The sequence below is a fragment of the Bacillus sp. FSL R5-0560 genome, from assembly GCF_037966305.1.
Classification (GTDB): domain Bacteria; phylum Bacillota; class Bacilli; order Bacillales; family Bacillaceae; genus Bacillus; species Bacillus mojavensis.
The window spans coordinates 2,809,279-2,829,163 of record NZ_CP150195.1 but is presented as its reverse complement, the minus strand read 5'-3'; the positions used below and the strand labels follow the sequence as shown (position 1 = coordinate 2,829,163).

Here is a 19,885-nt window from a genome sequence, read left to right as displayed (position 1 = left end):
TGTAACACGATGCCGAATAAACGGTTAATGCTATTACTTCTGTGTATTATCATATTGGTGGCTATGATTGGATTTTCGCTGAAGGACGGCCGTAATACCACCTGGCCTGAGAAACTGATCGGTGATACGACGGGAGTATTTCAAAACATTTTTCATACGCCTGCCGAATTTTTTGCAGGGATATTTGAGAACATTAGTGATTTAAAAAACACATACGAAGAAAACGAGCGTCTGAGAGAAAAGCTTGACGGGCAAACAAAATATGAAGCCAAGCTTCAAGAACTTGAAGACGAAAACAAATCCCTGCGTGACGAACTCGGCCATGTGAAATCAATAAAAGATTACAAGCCGATTTTGGCGACAGTCATTGCCAGAAGCCCTGATAACTGGGCGAAACAAGTGACCATTAACAAAGGGACACAGCAAAACGTAGCGAAAGATATGGCGGTAACGAACGAAAAAGGCGCATTAATCGGGAAGATTAAAAGCTCAGGCCTTAATAACTTTACGTCTACGGTCCAGCTTTTAAGCGATACTGACCGTAATAACAGAGTCGCAACAACCATTTCCGGGAAAAAAGGCAGCAAAGGCTATGGTTTAATCGAGGGCTATGATAAAGACAAAAAACGGCTTAAGATGACCATAATCGAACGCAAGGATAAACAAGACGTGAAAAAAGGCGATCTGATTGAAACGTCAGGCACAGGAGGCGTATTTCCAGAAGGGCTGACAATCGGTGAAGTGACTGAGATCGAGTCTGACTCTTATGGATTAACGAAAGTTGCCTATGTAAAACCTGCTGCTGATCTTTCTGATTTAAATAATGTGATCGTTGTTAATCGTGATGTACCGACTGTCGATACAGAGGAGGAAGGATCGTGAAACGTTTCCTTCTCCCTTTCGTTATGATGTTGGTTTTTTCGGCGGAAAGCATCTTTACTGATCTGGTGCATTTCCCATTTGTTACGGATGACCAGGTGCTCGTCCCGCGTTTTCTGATGCTTGTGCTAATTTTTATGTCAGCTTTTATCAATCAAAAACACGCGGTGATCTACGGTTTTATTTTCGGCTTTCTATATGATATGAATTATACAAGTCTATTAGGTGTTTATATGTTTGGCTTTGCGGGGCTAAGCTATTTGGCGTCAAAAGCGTTTAAAGTGCTGCACACAAACGCATTTGTCGTCATCCTGATTGCTGTTCTCGCTGTTTGTCTGCTAGAATTTTATGTGTTCGGTATTCAGTCGCTGATTCACAAAGACATTATGACGTTTAATGGGTTTGTGCTAGACCGGTTTATACCGACAGTTTTATTAAATATGATAAGCGCACTCATCCTGGTTCTCCCATTTAGATTATTTTTTATGAGTCTAAAGAAAGAATTGAGAGATGAGTAAAAAGGATTTTATCTTTTTTTGACGAAATGAGTATGTTGTTGAGGTGAATATTGTGAAGACCAAAAAGCAGCAATATGTAACGATAAAAGGAACAAAGAATGGTTTGACATTGCATCTTGACGATGCATGTTCTTTTGATGAGCTTCTCGATGGTCTTCAGAATATGCTGTCAATTGAACAATATACAGATGGAAAAGGCCAGAAAATCAGCGTTCACATTAAGCTGGGTAATCGATGCTTATATCAGGAGCAAGAGGAACAGCTGACCGAAATAATTGCGTCAAAAAAAGATTTGTTTGTTCATTCTATTGAGAGTGAAGTCATTACTAAAAAAGAAGCACAGCGTATGAAAGAGGAAGCGGAAATTATTTCTGTCTCAAAAATTGTCCGTTCAGGCCAAGTGCTCGAGGTGAAGGGCGATTTGCTTCTGATCGGAGATGTGAATCCGGGCGGGACAGTCAGAGCCGGCGGAAACATTTTTGTTCTGGGTTCGCTAAAAGGAATTGCCCACGCCGGATTTAACGGAAATAATCATGCGGTTATTGCTGCCTCTGAAATGCTGCCGACACAGTTAAGAATCAATCACGTGTTAAATCGCTCCCCAGACCACATTCAAAAAGGGAACGAAATGGAATGTGCTTATTTAGATACAGACGGAAATATGGTCATTGAACGCCTTCAACATTTGGCTCATTTAAGACCTGATCTAACAAGGCTTGAGGGAGGAATGTGAATTGGGTGAGGCTATCGTAATAACTTCGGGAAAAGGCGGAGTAGGTAAAACAACAACATCTGCTAACCTCGGTACCGCCTTAGCCATTTTAGGGAAGCGTGTATGTTTAGTAGATACTGATATAGGACTGCGCAACCTGGATGTAGTAATGGGTCTTGAAAATAGAATTATTTATGATCTCGTAGACGTTGTAGAGGGCAGATGTAAAATGCATCAGGCGCTCGTAAAGGATAAACGTTTTGATGATTTGCTCTATTTAATGCCCGCTGCTCAAACGAGCGATAAAACGGCTGTTGCTCCTGAACAAATCAAAACTATGGTCCAAGAGCTCAAGCAGGAATTTGATTATGTCATCATAGACTGCCCCGCAGGAATTGAGCAAGGATACAAAAACGCCGTTTCCGGGGCTGACAAGGCGGTAGTGGTCACAACGCCTGAAATTTCAGCTGTTCGAGATGCTGATCGCATTATAGGGCTATTGGAAAAAGAAGAAAATATTGAACCGCCGCGGCTCGTTGTAAACAGAATTAGAAATCACCTGATGAAAAACGGTGACACGATGGATATCGATGAAATCGTTCAGCATTTGTCGATTGATTTGCTCGGTATCGTTGCCGATGATGATGAAGTGATTAAGGCATCTAACCATGGCGAACCAATTGCAATGGATCCGAAAAACCGCGCTTCCATCGCATATCGAAATATTGCCCGCCGCATTTTAGGCGAATCTGTTCCTTTGCAGGTGCTTGAAGAGCAAAACAAGGGAATGATGGCTAAGATTAAGTCATTTTTCGGAGTAAGATCTTAATTTCATAGAATAAAAGAGAAGAATCTGACAAAGCAAATGCTGTGTCAGGTTTTTTTGTTTCTGACTGCTCTGTGCTGAAGGTAAATCGAATAATTGCCGTGGACAAGACATATGATGTACAAACCCAACGAATGCAAAGGATGATGGCAATGAGTCACAGAGCAGATGAAATCAGAAAACGATTAGAGAAAAGAAGGAAACAGGTTTCCGGCTCAAAACGTTTCCCTACTCAGACAGGTTCCGAAAAGCAAAAACCGCCGTCTTGGGTCATGGTATCTGATCAGGAAAAACATGGGGCTATCCCGGTATATGAAGATGGCAATTCGAATTTCAGCGGAAGACACCCTTTGGTGAAAACAGACTCAATGATTCTGAAATGCCTTCTATCGGCCTGCCTTGTTCTGGTTTCTGCCATAGCCTATAAAACAAACATTGGACCCATCAGCCAGATCAAGCCGGTCGTTGCACAAACCTTCGAAACAGAATTTCAATTTGCTTCAGCAAGCCATTGGTTTGAAACGAAATTTGGCAGCCCGCTTGCATTTCTCTCTCCTGAAAAGAAAAATAAGGAACAGCAGGTTGAAGTGAGTCAAGATCTTGTTGCACCCGCATCTGGTAAAGTTCAGCAGGATTTTCAGGACAACGGGGAAGGCATTAAAGTCGAAACAAGCAGTGATACAATCGATTGTATAAAAGAAGGCTATGTTGTTGAAGTCAGTAAAGACGGTGAGACGGGGCTTACAGTAAAAGTGCAGCATGCTGACAATACCTACAGCATTTATGGTGAACTGAAAGACGTGGATGTCGCTTTATATGATTTTGTAGATAAAGGCAAAAAGCTCGGTACGATTAAACTCGATGATCATAACAAAGGGCTCTATTATTTTGCCATGAAAGACGGCGACAAATTTATTGATCCGATTCAGGTGATCTCATTTGAATAAATGGCTTGACCTCATCTTGAAAATTCATGTTCATCCTTTTCTTTGGATTATCATGGCGCTGGGGCTGGTTACAGGGCATATGAAAGCATTGCTATGTTTGCTTGTGATTGTCCTGATCCATGAGCTGGGGCATGCCGCTCTGGCCGTGTTTTTTTCTTGGAGAATCAAGCGTGTTTTTTTGCTGCCATTTGGAGGAACGGTTGAAGTGGAAGAGCACGGAAATCGGCCGTTAAAGGAAGAGTTTGCGGTTATTATTGCCGGACCTCTTCAGCACATTTGGCTCCAGCTTGCGGCTTGGATGCTTGCAGGCCTCTCAATAATTAATCACGAGACCTTTGAACTGTTTACATTTTATAATCTATCTATTTTATTTGTGAATCTGCTGCCGATTTGGCCGCTTGACGGCGGCAAGCTGTTATTTTTATTTTTTTCAAAGCATCTGGCTTTTCAAAAAGCGCACCGGCTGAATCTAAAGACTTCACTTGTGTGCTGCCTGCTTCTCGCATGCTGGGTTTTATTTGCGGTTCCTCTGCAAATCAGCGCATGGGTTTTGTTTGTCTTTCTCGCTGTTTCTTTGTTTGAGGAGTACAGGCAAAGACACTACATCCATGTGAGGTTTCTCTTGGAAAGATATTATGGGAAAAACCGAGAGCTTGAAAAATTGCTTCCGCTTACCGTTAATGCTGAGGATAAAGTCTATCATGTAATGGCGGAATTCAAACGAGGCTGTAAGCATCCCATTATTATAGAGAAGTCAGGAGAGAAGTTAAGCCAGCTGGATGAGAATGAAGTGCTGCATGCCTACTTTGCTGATAAACGGACAAATTCCTCCATGGAGGAACTGCTGCTGCCTTATTAAAATCGATTGACAAACGCCTTGTATTTTGATATATTTTTTAATGTTATGGATGTAGCACCAATGCTACAACCGCTCAGTACAGGTGTTAAGAGTTGTTTTACAGCCCCCTGGTATCTGGCGAGTCTTAGTCTAATAGGAGGTGCAGAGAATGTACGCAATCATTAAAACAGGCGGTAAACAAATTAAAGTTGAAGAAGGCCAAACTGTTTACATCGAGAAACTTGCTGCTGAAGCAGGTGAAACAGTTACTTTTGAAGACGTTTTGTTTGTTGGCGGAGACAATGTGAAAGTCGGCAACCCTACAGTTGAAGGCGCAACAGTAACGGCTAAAGTTGAAAAACAAGGCCGCGCGAAAAAAATCACTGTTTTCAGATACAAAGCAAAGAAAAACGTTCATAAAAAACAAGGTCATCGTCAGCCTTACACTAAAGTGACGATCGAAAAAATCAACGCGTAAGCCATGATTCAGGCAACAATCAGAAGGTCCCGTGCTGACAAAAGCGTATTGTCTTTTGAAATGACGGGCCACGCGAATTTTGCTGAACATGGACAAGATCTCGTCTGTGCCGGAGTGACAGCTGTTGTGTTTGGATCCGTTAACGCGGTCATCGCGTTGGCGGGCTTCGAGCCGCTTCTTGATATAGGAGAAGATGGGGGTTATTTTTACTTTGAATTCCCTGAATCTCTCGATCCGGAGGCGCGCCAAAAAGCTCAGCTGCTGATTGAAGGCATGATTGTTTCGTTAGAGACAATCGAACGGGATTACAAAGATCACTTGCGTGTGACCACAAACATAATATAGGAGGTGAGCTACATGCTTAGATTAGATCTTCAGTTTTTCGCTTCTAAAAAAGGAGTAGGTTCTACAAAGAACGGACGTGACTCTGAGGCTAAACGTTTAGGTGCTAAACGTGCTGACGGTCAATTCGTAACAGGCGGTTCTATCCTTTACCGTCAACGCGGAACAAAAATTTACCCAGGTGAAAACGTGGGCCGCGGCGGAGATGACACTCTTTTTGCGAAAATCGACGGAACTGTTAAATTCGAACGTTTCGGACGTGACCGCAAAAAAGTGAGCGTATATCCTGTAGCTCAATAATGATTCAAAAACTCCGGTCGATAATGACTGGAGTTTTTTTTGCAATATGCGGAGTAAGCATCAAGAATGTTATGCAGAGTATGTGCGAGCAGACCCCGCCAAGAATGAGAACGAATGTCTCAAACCCACTGGATATGTTCCCCAAGCAGTAATACATAAAATGTTCTGCCTGGCTGAAAATCAACCTAAGCCAGAAAAAAGGAACATGATATTTCTGGGAAAAACAATTGTTTTTCTATCAAAGCCTTCTCTGTTATAATTCATAATACACACTTATACAGACTCCTAAATAAGAAATCAAATGATTGGGAGTGCGAAAATGAAGGATGTTTCAAAAAATCAAGAAGAAAATATAAGCGATACAGCTTTAACAAATGAACTGATTCATCTTCTCAGCCATTCCCGGCATGATTGGATGAATAAGCTGCAGCTTATTAAAGGAAACTTAAGCTTGCAGAAGTATGACCGCGTCTTTGAAATCATTGAAGAAATGGTGATAGACGCTAAACACGAATCAAAGCTCTCAAACCTGAAAACACCGCATTTAGCGTTTGATTTTCTTACGTTTAATTGGAAAGCCCAATGTATGACGCTTGAATATGAAGTTCTCGGGGAAATTAAGGATTTGTCAGCTTATGATCAAAAATTGGCGAAACTGATGAGAAAGCTGTTTCATCTGTTTGAACAAGCAGTTACTAGAGGCAGTGAAAATCATTTAACCGTTTCGCTTCAAACCGATCATCCTGACAGACAGCTGATACTGTACCTTGATTTTCACGGAACTTTTGCCAATATATCTGCCTTTGATGATTTTCGGCAAAATGGATATGAGGACTTTGATATCATGCGTTTTGGGATCACAAGCCACGAATGTCTAATTGAAATTGGGTTGAACTAGCGGTGTTTTTTAACGGTTTAGAACGGAGGACATTATGTTTGTAGATCAGGTGAAAGTGTATGTAAAAGGCGGCGACGGAGGCAACGGGATGGTTGCGTTTCGCCGTGAAAAATATGTGCCGAAAGGCGGCCCTGCCGGCGGAGATGGCGGAAAGGGAGGAGACGTCGTTTTTGAAGTGGACGAAGGTCTCCGTACTCTTATGGATTTTAGATATAAAAAACACTTTAAAGCGATTCGCGGCGAGCATGGCATGTCAAAAAACCAGCATGGACGAAATGCGGAGGATATGGTCATTAAAGTTCCGCCCGGCACAGTTGTGACAGACGATGATACAAAGCAGGTCATTGCCGATTTAACCGAGCATGGACAGCAGGCAGTCATCGCAATGGGCGGAAGAGGCGGAAGAGGAAACTCACGCTTTGCCACACCGGCAAACCCTGCACCTCAGCTCTCAGAAAACGGTGAACCGGGAAAAGAACGCTATGTTGTTCTTGAATTAAAAGTGCTTGCAGATGTCGGGCTTGTCGGATTCCCAAGTGTAGGGAAATCGACTTTATTGTCCGTCGTTTCATCTGCCAAACCGAAAATTGCGGATTATCACTTTACGACACTTGTACCGAATCTTGGCATGGTCGAAACAGATGACGGACGGAGCTTCGTTATGGCCGATTTGCCTGGACTGATTGAAGGGGCTCATCAAGGCGTCGGGCTTGGCCACCAATTTTTGCGCCATATTGAGCGGACCCGCGTCATCGTTCATGTCATTGATATGTCCGGTTTGGAAGGCCGCGATCCGTATGAGGATTATGTGACGATTAATCAGGAATTGAGCGAGTACAATTTGCGTCTCACGGAGCGCCCGCAAATTATTGTCGCGAATAAAATGGACATGCCGCAGGCGGCTGAAAATCTTGAAGGGTTTAAAGAAAAGCTGAAGGATGATTATCCGGTGTTCCCAGTCAGTGCAGTGACAAGAGAAGGTCTTCGCGAGCTTTTGTACGAAGTCGCCAATCAGCTGGAAAACACTCCGGAATTCCCGCTGTATGACGAGGAAGAGCTTACGCAAAACCGTGTCATGTACACGATGGAGAATGAAGAAGTGCCATTCAGCATTACGCGAGAACCTGACGGAGTCTTTGTGCTTTCAGGAGACAGTCTTGAGCGGTTATTCAAGATGACTGATTTCTCACGTGATGAATCTGTTAAACGATTTGCAAGACAGATGCGGGGGATGGGTGTTGATGAAGCACTCAGAGAACGCGGGGCCAAAGACGGAGACATTATCAGACTTCTTGAATTTGAATTTGAATTTATTGATTAATAATGGGTGAGAGCCTGGATATCAGGCTCTCTATTTTCAAAAGGGGGGATGCAAGTGAAAGAGGAGACATTTTATCTTGTCCGTGAAGATGTGTTGCCTGATGCGATGAGAAAAACATTGGAAGTCAAAAAACTGCTGGATCGAAAAAAAGCAGAATCAGTGGCAGACGCCGTTCAAAAGGTAGATTTAAGCAGAAGCGCATTTTATAAATACAGAGATGCCGTTTTTCCTTTTTATACAATGGTTAAAGAACAAATTATCACACTTTTCTTTCATTTAGAGGATCGCTCAGGTGCGTTATCTCAGCTCCTTCAGGCGGTGGCTGACTCTGGAAGCAACGTTCTTTCCATTCACCAGACCATTCCGCTTCAAGGGAGAGCAAACGTAACGCTGTCTATCAGTACATCCGCAATGGAAGAGGACATTCATACATTAATGAACAAGATGAGAAAGTTTGACTTTGTAGAAAAGGTTGAAATATTAGGTTCAGGAGCGTAAGGGGAGAGAATATCGTCATGAAAGTCGGTTACTTAGGTCCAGCAGCTACATTCACACATCTAGCAGTCAGTTCTTGTTTTCTAAATGGCGCCGAGCATGTTGCTTACCGCACAATACCGGAATGTATAGATGCGGCAGTTGCAGGTGAGGTTGATTTCGCTTTTGTACCTTTAGAGAACGCATTAGAAGGATCAGTAAACTTAACAATAGACTATTTAATACATGAACAGCCTCTGCCTATCGTAGGTGAAATGACATTGCCGATACATCAGCACTTACTCGTTCATCCTTCCAGAGAGAATGCGTGGAAAGACCTGAACAAAATTTATTCGCACTCACATGCGATTGCGCAGTGCCATAAGTTTCTCCATCGGCATTTTTCTTCCGTCCCGTATGAATACGCCAATTCAACTGGAGCGGCGGCAAAGTTTGTCAGTGACCATCCCGAGCTGAATATCGGGGTGATTGCCAATGAAATGGCGGCTTCTACATACGGATTAAAAATCGTAAAACGGGATATCCAGGACTATAGAGACAATCATACGCGATTTGTCATTCTGTCTCCTGATGAAAATATAACCTTTGAAGTGAATTCAAAATTGAATTCAAGACCAAAAACAACACTGATGGTGATGCTTCCCCAGGATGATCAATCCGGAGCGCTGCATAGAGTGCTGTCTGCTTTTTCTTGGAGAAACTTAAACCTGTCAAAAATCGAGTCCCGTCCGACCAAAACCGGGTTAGGGAATTATTTCTTTATTATTGATATTGAACAGGCGTTTGATGAAGTATTAATCCCTGGAGCTATGCAGGAGCTTGAAGCGCTCGGGTGCAAAGTAAAGCTGCTTGGTACATATCAATCTTATCAATTATAAAAAGCCCTAATAGGGCTTTTTTTAGTCTTCAATCAAAATGCCGGCTTCCTCGAGCGCTTGACAGGCTTGATCGATGCGATGTTCATCCGGCGCTGTCAGTGTATGGAGATGCACACCATCTGTCAGCTGTGATAAGTAGGCGGCATTTGTGGAATTGATCTTTTTGATGAAATGTTTGACTTCTTTTCGCGTGCCGACTTGGATTGCTGCAGTTAAATCGCCGTATACAGGGTGCTCAATTTTTACGTCTTTTACAGTTACCCCTTCATCCACGATGAGCTGCAATTCTTCTTCTGTCCGTTCAGGTCCGTGCAAACACGCTATGATTCTTTCTGCCTGCTGATGCTTTTGAGCGGTGGCGTCCAGATAGACATACCCTTGGCTTGTGGCGATAATCGGCTCATTTTTCGCTTTTAAAAGCGAGATATCCTGAACGATCACCTGTCTTGAAACATTTGCTTTTTTGGCGAGCTCTCCTCCTGTCAGCGGCGATTGGGATTCCTTCAGCCACAAAAGAAGCTGCTCACGCCTATTGGCGCCCATGAGCTTTAATTCTTCGGTCAATATGATATTCTCCTTTCCTTTGTTCCAAAAGCGCTGTAAACGTATGTAATAACATATCCAGCTGTTCAGTGGTTGTGTTTCTTCCGAAAGAGATCCGGATAAATTGCAAGGCTTCCTGTTCTGTTTTTCTTAACGCTTTCATCGTTTCAGACGGCCCGTGATAACCTGCAGAACAAGCGCTTCCCGTTGAAATGCAAATATTATTCCGATTACATTCTAACATAACATATTGTCCTTCAAATGAGCCAAAAAAACACCCGATAATATGGGGCAGACATTCTGTGTTTGCACCGTCTGCCGCAAGGGTTACAGGGAGAGACCGAATACGGATTTGTTCTAAAAAGTATTGTCTCAGCATTTGATTGTGGGATATCTGTTTTTCCATTTCACTTGCGATCAGCTCCGCTGCCGCTGTAAAGGCTCCGATACCCGGTACGTTTACCGTGCCTGCTCGAAACCCATTCTCGTGAGCGGTGTCAGGGTATACCGGCTTCCAATTAACGTCCGGTCGAATATAGACGGCTCCGACTCCTTTAGGGCCGTGGATTTTGTGACTGGAGACAGAGAGAGCATCCACCCCCATTTCCTCAGTATTGATGGGCAGTTTGCCGAATGTTTGAACCGCATCACAATGAAGAAAAATTTTCCTGTTGTGAAGAAACGATGACAGGTGTTTAATGGGCTGAATGATTCCTGTTTCTGAATTGGCATGCTGAATAGAAACCAGGCCTGTGTCCGGTCGAATATGGGCTGCCAATATTTCCTCGGTAATAAGTCCATATTCATTAGGCTTAATGATTGTCACGTCAAAGCCATGATTATGCAGAAAAGCAGCACAGTTATGGATTGATTGATGTTCCATGGCCGTCGTAATAAAATGTCTTTTTGTTTTTGGCAGGCCGTTTAACAATGATTGAATGCTAAGAAAATTAGATTCAGTGCCGCCGCTTGTAAAATATATCCCATCTGTTTCTCCGCCGATTATGGCAGCTATTTTCCCCCGGCAGTACTCCAGTATATGCTTTGCTTTTCCCCCAGCATCATGCAAACTGCTGGCATTTCCGTACATTTCAATGCTGAGCTTCTGAAATACGTCCAGAGCTTCCTCGCAAATTGGCGTGGTTGCTGCATAATCTAAATAAATCATCCGGTCTTTCCTCCATATGTTCTTCATAAAAAACTCTTGAGTTTATTTTATCCTTGTGTAAATATAGGTGTCAAGACAGGTGTAAACAACAGGAGGTGGCATATGTCTATAAAGACGATTGCGGTCATTGGTTCAGGAGCGGCAGCACTTGCCCTGGCTTCTGCACTTCCGCCATCATACCAGGTGACTGTCATCACGAAAAAAAGCATAAAAAACAGCAATTCAAGACATGCACAGGGAGGAATTGCTGCGGCTTATGCAAAAGATGACTCGATTGCGTCTCATATGGAGGATACGCTATATGCAGGCTGTGGACATAACGATCTAAACATCGTATCAGACGTTTTACTTGAAGGAAAAACCATTATCGAGAACTTTCTGGAGAATGACTTTCCATTTGACCGGAATGAACAAGGCCACGTCAGCCTCGGCAGGGAAGGAGCCCATACGAACAACCGCATTTTTCATGCAGGCGGAGACGCTACAGGCAGCATGCTCATTGATTATTTGCTGAAACAAATCAAAAGCCAAATCGAAGTAATCGAGAATGAAACAGCGGTTGATATGCTGATGAAGGATGGGCGCTGTGTTGGTGTCGTGACGAAAGACAGCCGCGGTCGGATCAATTTGCGGCATGCAGATGAGGTTGTGCTGGCAGCTGGCGGATGCGGAAGCTTGTTTCAGCACCATACGAACGATCCATCTGTCACTGGTGACGGTCTTTCCCTTGCTTATCGGGCCGGAGCGGAATTAACTGATTTAGAGTTTGCCCAGTTTCACCCTACACTGCTTGTCAAAAATGGCGTCTCGTGTGGGCTTGTTTCTGAGGCAGTCAGAGGTGAGGGCGGTTGTTTAACAGACCAAAACGGCCGCCGCATTATGGCCGGACGGCACCCACTGGAGGATTTAGCACCACGGGACGTCGTCTCGCGGATCATTCATGAAGAAATAGCAAAAGGAAAACGTGTGTATATCGATTGCAGTGCTATTTCTGACTTCGAAGTGCGTTTTCCCACGATCACCTCTATTTGCGAAAAGGCAGGAGTCGATATTCATAAAAAGAAAATACCTGTTGCGCCGGGAATGCATTTTTTAATGGGTGGCGTTTCAGTCAATCGGTGGGGAGAAACAACTGTGCCCGGGCTTTACGCGATAGGGGAAACAGCATGCACCGGCTTACACGGAGCCAATCGTCTTGCGAGCAATTCCTTGCTGGAGGCACTTGTGTTTGGGAAACGAGCAGCAGAACACATCATGAGAAAACCGGTTGATAACAGGTATAGTCAATTCACCAGTGAAGCCAGAGGAGTTTATGAGGTGCCGAATATTGAGCTTTCTGAACTGCAAAACAGAATGACAAGCGATATGTCCATAATAAGAGAAAAAGACAGACTGATTGAGATGAGCAATTGGCTATATGGGCTCCCTTCTCAGAACTTAAATGTGAAGGATATCACAATTCCGCAGCTGGAGCTTTCTCACTTGTGGCAGGTTGCAAAGCTGATGACCTCGTCTGCTCTATTGCGGGAAGAAAGCAGGGGGGCGCATTTTCGAATTGATATCCCTCAGGCTGATGCAGGCTGGCAAGGACTCCAAATTGTCCATACAAAAAAGGGAACAAGAATGAGAAAAAACGAAGGGATTTGGAAAAATGAATCTTTTACAGCTGAAAAAATTGCTGAATCACTTTTTTCATGAGGATATAGGGACGGGAGATCTTACATCACAGTCCATCTTTGAAGGACAGAACTGTGAGGCCTCAATTGTTGCAAAGTCAGACGGCATTTTCGCCGGAGCTGCGGTGATCAAAGAAGGATTTGCTTTATTAGATGAAAAGGTTCAGACGTGTTTGCACAAAAAAGATGGAGATCATTTGCAAAAAGGTGATGTGATTGCCGTCTTACGCGGGCCGGCGGCTGCTCTTCTTTCTGGAGAGAGGGTAGTATTAAATCTTATTCAAAGGCTGTCGGGGATTGCGACGATGACAAGACAGGCTGTTGCACAGCTTGATGATGATCACATTAAGATTTGTGACACAAGGAAAACGACGCCGGGGTTAAGAATGCTTGAAAAATATGCGGTCAGGGTCGGAGGAGGATATAACCATCGATTCGGCCTATACGACGGAATCATGATCAAAGATAATCACATTGCAGCTTGCGGTTCCATTGTAAAGGCGTGTGAAAAAGCGCGACAGGCGGCAGGGCACATGGTGAATATTGAAGTGGAAATTGAATCTGAGGAGCAGCTCAGAGAAGCCATTCTTGCTGAAGCTGATGTCATTATGTTTGACAATTGTCCGCCTGATACTGTCCGCCATTTTGCAAATATCACACCGGATCACATTAAAACCGAAGCTTCCGGAGGCATTACATTAGAATCTCTGCCCGCTTTTAGAGGAACGGGTGTGAATTATATTTCTTTAGGGTTTCTGACTCATTCGGTCAAAAGCTTAGATATCAGCATGGATGTGGCGTTAACAAATCAGCCAGTGGAGGAGTGCGATTATGTCAATTCTTGATGCAATGAAGCAATTTGAAATGATGCCTGATCATTATAAAGGTCTGTCAATGGGGGAGATGGAGAGACGTGTTGCCGCCATCAAAGAAAAGTTCGGGAGCAGGTTGCTTATTCCAGGCCATCATTATCAAAAGGATGAAGTGATTCAATTTGCTGACCAAACGGGCGATTCTCTCCAGCTTGCCCAAATGGCGGAAAAAAATAAGGATGCGGAATATATTGTATTTTGCGGCGTACATTTTATGGCAGAGACCGCTGATATGCTGACGGGTACGGACCAAACGGTCATCCTGCCAGATATGAGAGCGGGCTGTTCCATGGCTGATATGGCTGATATGCAGCAGACGAACAGGGCGTGGGAGAAACTTCAGCATATATTCGGCGACACGATCATACCATTAACTTATGTGAATTCCACAGCGGAGATCAAGGCATTTGTCGGAAAGCACGGGGGAGCGACTGTAACCTCATCCAATGCAAAAAAAGTGCTTGAATGGGCGTTTACACAGAAAAAACGCATTTTATTTCTGCCTGATCAGCACTTAGGTAGAAACACCGCTTATGAACTGGGTATCCCGCTTGAAGACATGGCTGTCTGGGACCCGATTCAAGATCAATTGGAAAACGAAGCAGAACAAAACGATATCAAGGTTATTCTTTGGAAAGGCCACTGCTCTGTTCATGAAAAATTCACTGTGAAAAATATAAATGATTTGAGAGAACGAGATTCTGACATCCGGATTATTGTTCATCCCGAATGCTCTCATGAAGTTGTAATGCAAAGTGACGACAGCGGATCAACGAAGTATATTATTGATACCATCAGCCACGCTCAGCCGGGAAGCAAGTGGGCAATCGGTACAGAAATGAATCTTGTTCAGCGACTGATTCAAGAGTATCCCGACAAACAGATCGAATCTTTGAATCCGGATATGTGTCCGTGTCTGACGATGAATCGAATTGATCTCCCGCATTTGCTCTGGTCTTTAGAACAAATCGAAAAAGGAGAACCAGCAGGCGTGATCAAAGTGCCGAAAGTCATTCAGGACGATGCCCTTCTTGCGCTGAATCGAATGCTTTCCATTACGTAAATCAGAAATATTTCCCCTCCTGTACTCATAACTTCTTTTGAGCAGGCATATGTTGTGAAGAAACATATTGTAATCACACAACTGAACTGTTCACGTTTTGCATAGGAGGGGAAAACGTTGAAAATCCATATCGTTCAAAAAGGCGATTCACTCTGGAAAATAGCTGAAAAATACGGAGTTGATGTTGAGGAAGTGAAAAAACTCAATACGCAGCTCAGCAATCCAGATTTAATCATGCCTGGGATGAAAATAAAAGTGCCGTCTGGAGGTGTTCCGGTCAGAAAAGAGATAAAAGCTGGCAAAAGTCCGGCGGCATCCGGGAATGAGAAGAAAGAACACCCATATTCCAAGGAGAAGCCTAAATCCGTTGTCGACGTAGAAGACACAAAACCGAAAGAAAAGCAGTCAGTTCCTTTTGTCCCGCCGATGCCGAATTTGCATGATAATGTGTATCCTGAAGCTGATGTAAACGATTATTATGATATGAATCAGCTTTTTCAGCCTTGGTCACCTCCTAAACCGGAGGAGCCTAAAAAGCATCATGACGGAAATATAGATCATATGTATCACATGCAAGATCAATTTCCACAACAGGAGGCAATGAGTAATATGGAAAATGCAAATTATCCGAATATGCCTAATACGCCTAAAGCGCCAGATGTAGGCGGTCTGGAAGAAGAAAACATCCACCACACTGTTCCGAATATGCCGGCAGTTCAGCCATATTATCCGTATCCAACCCATTTTGTACCATGTCCGGTTCCTGTCTCACCGGTTCTGCCTGGTTCCGGCCTGTGCTACCCATACTATCCTGCACATGCATTTCCGATGCATCAGCCTTATGGCTATCAGCCAGGTTTTGCTTCACCTTCGCAATATGATCCGGGTAAATATGATAACCAGCATCATGAAAACAGCCATCACGGGCATTACGGATATCAGCCTTCGCACGGCGCGCCTCAATATGCATCGCCGGCTTATGGATCTCCTTATGGGCATATGCCATATGGCCCTTATTATGGCGCTCCTCAAGTGATGGGTGCTTATCAGCCAAATATGGCGCATGGTTATATGCCGCCATTTAAGGATCATGATGATTGCGGGTGTGACGATGATCAGCAGCCATACTTCTCAGCACCTGGTTATCAGGGAGGCGCATATGGAACGCCTTATATGCCTTACGGAGGAGCAAATCCGAATCCGTATGGAGCCGGAACATCCATGCCAAATCAGCCTTCAACAAATCAGATGTTTGGACGGCCGGAAGAAGAAAGTGAATGATTGCTCGGGACGATGTAAATCGTTCCTTTTTTTAGTTATTGTTTTGTACAAGACGAATGGTCATAACTGACACGCTTAACATATCCCCCTGATGCGCATGATAAAAACGAGCACAACATGCTCAATCAGTCCTCGGGGGGTTTTTCCATTGGGTAGAAAGTTAACAATTGCAGGCCTCATTTTGATGACAGCCGGATTAACAGCATGCGGCGCAAATAATGATGCCCTTAATGATACGCGTAATAACGGTAATAACGGTAATACCCGTCCAATCGGATATTATACAAATGAGAACGACGCTGACAGACAGGGAGACGGGATGGATCACGACGGCCCGGTCTCTGAATTGATGGAAGACCAGAACGGCCGTGACCGAAACACAACCAATGTAAACGACCGTGTTACTGCCGATGATCGCGTCCCATTGACAACAGACGGAACATATAACAACACTAATAACAGAAACATGAACCGAAATGGGACGAACAACAACGGGTATGTCAACCAAGAGAACAGAAGACTTGCCGCAAAAATCGCCAATCGTGTGAAACAAGTCAAAAACGTCAATGATACACAAGTCATGGTTACGGATGACAAAGTCGTGATCGCAGTCAGAAGCCACGCTGATTTCACAAAGTCTGACAGGCAAAATGTCACAAAAGCCGCACGAAACTATGCGGATGGCCGTGACATTCAAGTATCTACAGATAAAGGACTGTTCACAAGACTTCATAAAATGAACAGACGCTAGGACTAAGAAGGCTGCCGGAGAGTGATTCCCGGCGGTCTTTTTCTTTACAACGGATTGCAATACCCATTAAAGTGTACATAGAAATATCAAGGAAGGTGAAAGCATGGCTGGCCATTCTAAATGGAAAAACATACAAAAAAGAAAAAATACGCAAGATGCAAAGCGCGGTAAAATATTTATGAAGCTTGCTAAAGAAATCTATGTGGCTGCGAAGCAAGGCGGAGCCGATCCTGAAGCAAATTCAGCATTGCGGCTTGTAATTGAAAAAGCAAAAGGCGCCAATATGCCAAATGAAAATATAGACCGTGCCCTTAAAAAAGCCGCAGGAAGCCAGGACGATAGCAGCTATGAGGAAATCACCTATGAAGGCTACGGCCCATCAGGGATTGCCGTCATGGTGGAGTGCTTAACTGATAATAAAAACCGTACGGCGACAAATGTGCGGACAGCTTTCAATAAAAACGGCGGAAGTCTCGGAGAAAGCGGATGTGTAGCATTTTTATTTGAACGGAAGGGATACATTGCAATTGACCGTACAGAGCGGCAAATAGAAGAGGATGAACTGATGCTTGATGTCATAGAAGCGGGCGGCGAAGAGCTGCGGACAGAGGAAGAATACTTTGAAGTATTATCAGCGCCTGAACGTTTTGAAAAGGTAAAAGCAGCACTTGAAGCGGATTATCCAGTCGATTCAGCTGAGGTGACCATGATACCGAAAACATATGCAGACGCTGATGACGAGGCTGTTGAAAAACTGGAAAAATTGATCGATACGCTTGAAGACGATGATGATGTTCAGGCAGTGTATACCAATTACCAGTAATATGAAAAGACCGGCGCAAAGTGCTCTCAGGCCGGTCTTTTTTATCTTAGGAGACGTGCTCTTTTTCGTATGTGTATTCTTTCTCCCAGAAATCAGCGTTTTTGATGCCGAGTGTTTTAGGATCAAAGACTGGGTCTAACCCTTGTTTCTTCTGTTGCTCATAATCCTTTAACGCAATAAGCGCTGGCTTGGCGAGCAAAACAATGGCAATGACGTTCAGCCAAACCATAATGCCAAGTCCCGCGTCACCTAGAGCCCAAGCGAGTGTAGCGGTTTTGACCGCACCGTAGAATGTCGCGGCTAAAATGATCAGTTTTAAGCCAAGCATAGCCCACTTGCTTTCTCTGCCTCTCGCTAAATACGCGATATTTGTTTCAGCGATGTAGTAATAAGCCATAATGGTTGTAAAAGCGAAGAAGAACAAAGCAATAGCGACAAAGCCTGCACCAAAGCCGGGCAGCACACTGTCAATGGCGGCCTGAGTGAAGCCCGGTCCAGCTTCTACGCCTTTCAGGTGATTGACAATAAATGATCCGTCGGCAGCCTGTGTATTGTACATACCGGTAAATAAAATCATGAATGCAGTAGCGGAACATACAAATAAAGTGTCGATATAAACAGAAAATGCCTGAACCAATCCCTGCTTTACTGGATGGGACACCTCTGCAGCGGCAGCGGGATGAGGGCCTGTTCCTTGGCCGGCTTCGTTTGAATAAACGCCTCGTTTGACGCCCCATGAAATGGCCATGCCGATGAGACCGCCGAATGCGGAATCTAACGCAAATGCACTTCTGAAAATCAAAGAAATCACAGCAGGCAGTTCAGAAATATTCATCACAATGATGATCAGGGAGAGCAGAATGTATCCGACTGCCATAAACGGGACAATCATTTGTGCTGCACTGGCAATACGTTTTACACCTCCGAAAATGATAAAACCTAATAAGAGAACAAGAAAACAGCCAGTAATGGCAGGAGATATGCCGAATGCATTTTGGACGCCCGCTGCAATGGAGTTGGACTGGACCCCTGGCATAAGGAGAGCCATTGCAATCAGTGCCGCAGCCGCAAATAAAACAGCAAACCACTTAATGCCTAATCCTTTTTCTATATAATAAGCGGGTCCGCCTCGATATTGGCCGCCTTGTTTCACTTTATAAATTTGGGCAAGAGTAGATTCAACAAAGGCGCTCGAAGCACCGATAAAAGCAATGGCCCACATCCAGAACACCGCGCCGGGTCCACCGAAGGCAATTGCTGTTGCCACACCTGCAATGTTTCCGGTTCCCACCCTGCCGGACAGCGCGATTGATAATGCTTGAAAAGAAGATACCCCTGCCTCTGAGCTCTTTCCTTGAAACATCAGCACAATCATTTCTTTGATGTGTCTGACTTGTAAAAAACGGGTCACAATAGAAAAGATCAAACCAATTCCTAATAAAGTATAAATGACGGGTGTACTCCATAAGACCGCGTTTAAACTAGCAACAAAATCTGCCATCAAGCTTCCTCCTCATGTCGTTTCGATTTCATTTTATAAAGAGGATTTTGGGTTAATTGAACTATTTTTACAATCAATCTGTCACATTATATAACGTGTAATGATCATAAGAGGGGTGAATGGGGTGAAAAAAAGCGCAGCGTATGAAGTACGCCGCGCTTCTGTTTAAAAAGGCATGTCACCAATTGTAAACAGTCCTAGAGAAATAAATAGCCAAGCTCTGCCGTTGCGCATATAAAAGGCAAGGCGATAAGGATATTTCATCATCTTACCTCACTGATGCTTGCGGCGGCTCCTCACGAATCCAATGATTATCCTTTCGCCAATCATAAGTTTCATCGATATCAAGATGTAAAGTCTGGCCGCCGATTTTTACTGTATTGTTGTTCAACCACTTAACAGCTGGTCTGCTGTCAGGATAATTCCAGTAGATTGTTTTATTGACAAGTGTTTTTTCATTCACGAGTTCGCCTCTGGCGGCATCTAAGCCTAAGGTATTTTTGGATACATAAGTGTTTAGCGTATAGCTTCCGTCCGGAGATTCCACTGATTGTACAAGGCTGCCTTTCGGAACGTTTTTGAGTGAAAAAAACATCCAATAAACGGCACCGCCGAAGAACAGAAGACATGAGAATATAATAAGAGGGACTTTACTGCGTGTTTTGATGTGACTCTCTCCCTTTTTTTCTCTCATTTTACCATATCAAGGATTTTATACGATCTTTACATTTCTTTAAAATTTCCTCAATAAAGTGCAGGTATGATAAAGGAAAAT

23 protein-coding genes, 1 pseudogene and 1 other annotated feature are annotated in these 19,885 nt (G+C 43.8%); of the genes and pseudogenes, 19 read left to right on the top strand and 5 right to left on the bottom strand.

The genetic code is table 11. The annotated features are described in order from the left end of the window. Window positions 1-9 precede the first annotated feature (9 nt). From mreC to rpmA, 9 genes are all read left to right on the top strand, one after another. A complete protein-coding gene (gene mreC / locus NST56_RS15040; protein WP_010335163.1) occupies window positions 10-882 on the top strand; it encodes a rod shape-determining protein MreC in 873 nt (290 codons plus the stop codon). After that, window positions 879-1,397 carry a rod shape-determining protein MreD gene (mreD, locus tag NST56_RS15035; RefSeq protein ID WP_010335162.1) on the top strand — a complete coding sequence of 173 codons (519 nt, stop codon included), beginning with the start codon at window positions 879-881 and terminating at the stop codon, window positions 1,395-1,397. The genes mreC and mreD overlap by 4 nt, the downstream gene beginning before the upstream one ends. Window positions 1,398-1,449: 52 nt before the next feature. Next, a complete protein-coding gene (gene minC, locus NST56_RS15030) occupies window positions 1,450-2,130 on the top strand; it encodes a septum site-determining protein MinC (RefSeq protein WP_168748367.1) in 681 nt (226 codons plus the stop codon). 1 nt (window position 2,131) lies between these two features. Then, window positions 2,132-2,938, top strand: a complete 807-nt coding sequence (gene minD, locus NST56_RS15025) for a septum site-determining protein MinD (protein ID WP_010335160.1) — start codon at window positions 2,132-2,134, stop codon at window positions 2,936-2,938. A 149-nt stretch (window positions 2,939-3,087) separates the two neighbouring features. Beyond that, window positions 3,088-3,882, top strand: coding sequence for a M23 family metallopeptidase (locus NST56_RS15020; protein ID WP_268448728.1), 795 nt, complete (start codon window positions 3,088-3,090; stop codon window positions 3,880-3,882). Next, window positions 3,875-4,741, top strand: a complete 867-nt coding sequence (locus NST56_RS15015) for a M50 family metallopeptidase (protein WP_010335158.1) — start codon at window positions 3,875-3,877, stop codon at window positions 4,739-4,741. Before NST56_RS15020 ends, NST56_RS15015 begins: the two co-directional genes overlap by 8 nt. A 57-nt stretch (window positions 4,742-4,798) precedes the next feature. Further along, window positions 4,799-4,876 (top strand) — a sequence feature (ribosomal protein L21 leader region). A 13-nt stretch (window positions 4,877-4,889) separates the two neighbouring features. Next, window positions 4,890-5,198 carry a 50S ribosomal protein L21 gene (rplU, locus tag NST56_RS15010; RefSeq protein ID WP_003222620.1) on the top strand — a complete coding sequence of 103 codons (309 nt, stop codon included), beginning with the start codon at window positions 4,890-4,892 and terminating at the stop codon, window positions 5,196-5,198. 3 nt (window positions 5,199-5,201) lie between these two features. Further along, entirely contained in the window at window positions 5,202-5,543 is a 342-nt protein-coding gene (locus NST56_RS15005) for a ribosomal-processing cysteine protease Prp (RefSeq protein WP_026014751.1), read from the top strand. A gap of 12 nt (window positions 5,544-5,555) precedes the next feature. Continuing rightward, window positions 5,556-5,840 (top strand): 50S ribosomal protein L27, encoded by a 285-nt coding sequence (gene rpmA / locus NST56_RS15000; RefSeq protein ID WP_003222623.1) that lies wholly within the window; start codon window positions 5,556-5,558, stop codon window positions 5,838-5,840. A 119-nt stretch (window positions 5,841-5,959) separates the two neighbouring features. Here rpmA and NST56_RS14995 read toward each other — a convergent pair. Next, a pseudogene (locus NST56_RS14995) lies at window positions 5,960-6,082 on the bottom strand (hypothetical protein). A gap of 77 nt (window positions 6,083-6,159) precedes the next feature. On the opposite strand from NST56_RS14995, the gene NST56_RS14990 reads away from it, so the two are divergent. Genes NST56_RS14990 through pheA form a run of 4 tightly spaced genes read left to right on the top strand, consistent with a single transcriptional unit; the run spans window position 6,160 to window position 9,432 of the window. Beyond that, complete coding sequence (locus NST56_RS14990) at window positions 6,160-6,738, top strand: sporulation initiation phosphotransferase B (RefSeq protein ID WP_168748364.1); 579 nt, start codon at window positions 6,160-6,162, stop codon at window positions 6,736-6,738. Window positions 6,739-6,772: 34 nt separating this feature from the next. Continuing rightward, complete coding sequence (obgE, locus tag NST56_RS14985; RefSeq protein WP_268445625.1) at window positions 6,773-8,059, top strand: GTPase ObgE; 1,287 nt, start codon at window positions 6,773-6,775, stop codon at window positions 8,057-8,059. Window positions 8,060-8,113: 54 nt separating this feature from the next. After that, a complete protein-coding gene (thrR, locus tag NST56_RS14980; RefSeq protein WP_010335153.1) occupies window positions 8,114-8,557 on the top strand; it encodes a transcriptional regulator ThrR in 444 nt (147 codons plus the stop codon). A gap of 17 nt (window positions 8,558-8,574) precedes the next feature. Next, a complete protein-coding gene (gene pheA, locus NST56_RS14975) occupies window positions 8,575-9,432 on the top strand; it encodes a prephenate dehydratase (protein WP_010335152.1) in 858 nt (285 codons plus the stop codon). 21 nt (window positions 9,433-9,453) lie between these two features. On the opposite strand, the gene NST56_RS14970 is transcribed toward pheA, so the two are convergent. Together NST56_RS14970 and NST56_RS14965 are read right to left on the bottom strand one after the other, a co-directional pair. Continuing rightward, a complete protein-coding gene (locus tag NST56_RS14970; protein ID WP_339177492.1) occupies window positions 9,454-9,996 on the bottom strand; it encodes a transcription repressor NadR in 543 nt (180 codons plus the stop codon). Next, window positions 9,962-11,143, bottom strand: a complete 1,182-nt coding sequence (locus NST56_RS14965; RefSeq protein WP_339177490.1) for an IscS subfamily cysteine desulfurase — start codon at window positions 11,141-11,143, stop codon at window positions 9,962-9,964. The genes NST56_RS14970 and NST56_RS14965 overlap by 35 nt, the downstream gene beginning before the upstream one ends. Before the next feature lie 102 nt (window positions 11,144-11,245). Here NST56_RS14965 and nadB point away from each other — a divergent pair, with 102 nt between their 5' ends. The 6 genes from nadB to NST56_RS14935 all read left to right on the top strand — a co-directional run bounded on the left by nadB (window position 11,246) and on the right by NST56_RS14935 (window position 17,609). Further along, a complete protein-coding gene (gene nadB / locus NST56_RS14960; RefSeq protein ID WP_339177487.1) occupies window positions 11,246-12,841 on the top strand; it encodes an L-aspartate oxidase in 1,596 nt (531 codons plus the stop codon). Next, a complete protein-coding gene (gene nadC / locus NST56_RS14955; protein WP_326218089.1) occupies window positions 12,795-13,664 on the top strand; it encodes a carboxylating nicotinate-nucleotide diphosphorylase in 870 nt (289 codons plus the stop codon). The genes nadB and nadC overlap by 47 nt, the downstream gene beginning before the upstream one ends. Beyond that, entirely contained in the window at window positions 13,651-14,754 is a 1,104-nt protein-coding gene (gene nadA, locus NST56_RS14950; RefSeq protein ID WP_339177483.1) for a quinolinate synthase NadA, read from the top strand. Before nadC ends, nadA begins: the two co-directional genes overlap by 14 nt. 117 nt (window positions 14,755-14,871) lie before the next feature. Further along, window positions 14,872-16,035: a spore coat assembly protein SafA gene (safA, locus tag NST56_RS14945; RefSeq protein WP_010335146.1), complete on the top strand. Its 1,164-nt coding sequence runs from the start codon at window positions 14,872-14,874 to the stop codon at window positions 16,033-16,035. Between the two features lie 148 nt (window positions 16,036-16,183). Continuing rightward, entirely contained in the window at window positions 16,184-16,786 is a 603-nt protein-coding gene (locus NST56_RS14940; protein WP_339177479.1) for a YhcN/YlaJ family sporulation lipoprotein, read from the top strand. A 103-nt stretch (window positions 16,787-16,889) separates the two neighbouring features. Then, complete coding sequence (locus NST56_RS14935; protein WP_339177477.1) at window positions 16,890-17,609, top strand: YebC/PmpR family DNA-binding transcriptional regulator; 720 nt, start codon at window positions 16,890-16,892, stop codon at window positions 17,607-17,609. Between the two features lie 46 nt (window positions 17,610-17,655). Here NST56_RS14935 and NST56_RS14930 read toward each other — a convergent pair whose 3' ends face one another. Both NST56_RS14930 and NST56_RS14925 read right to left on the bottom strand, forming a co-directional pair. Then, on the bottom strand, window positions 17,656-19,110 hold the full coding sequence (locus NST56_RS14930; protein ID WP_268445646.1) for an alanine/glycine:cation symporter family protein: 1,455 nt from the start codon (window positions 19,108-19,110) through the stop codon (window positions 17,656-17,658). 268 nt (window positions 19,111-19,378) lie between these two features. Next, entirely contained in the window at window positions 19,379-19,705 is a 327-nt protein-coding gene (locus NST56_RS14925) for a DUF5412 family protein (protein ID WP_268505345.1), read from the bottom strand. Between the last annotated feature and the right edge of the window lie 180 nt (window positions 19,706-19,885).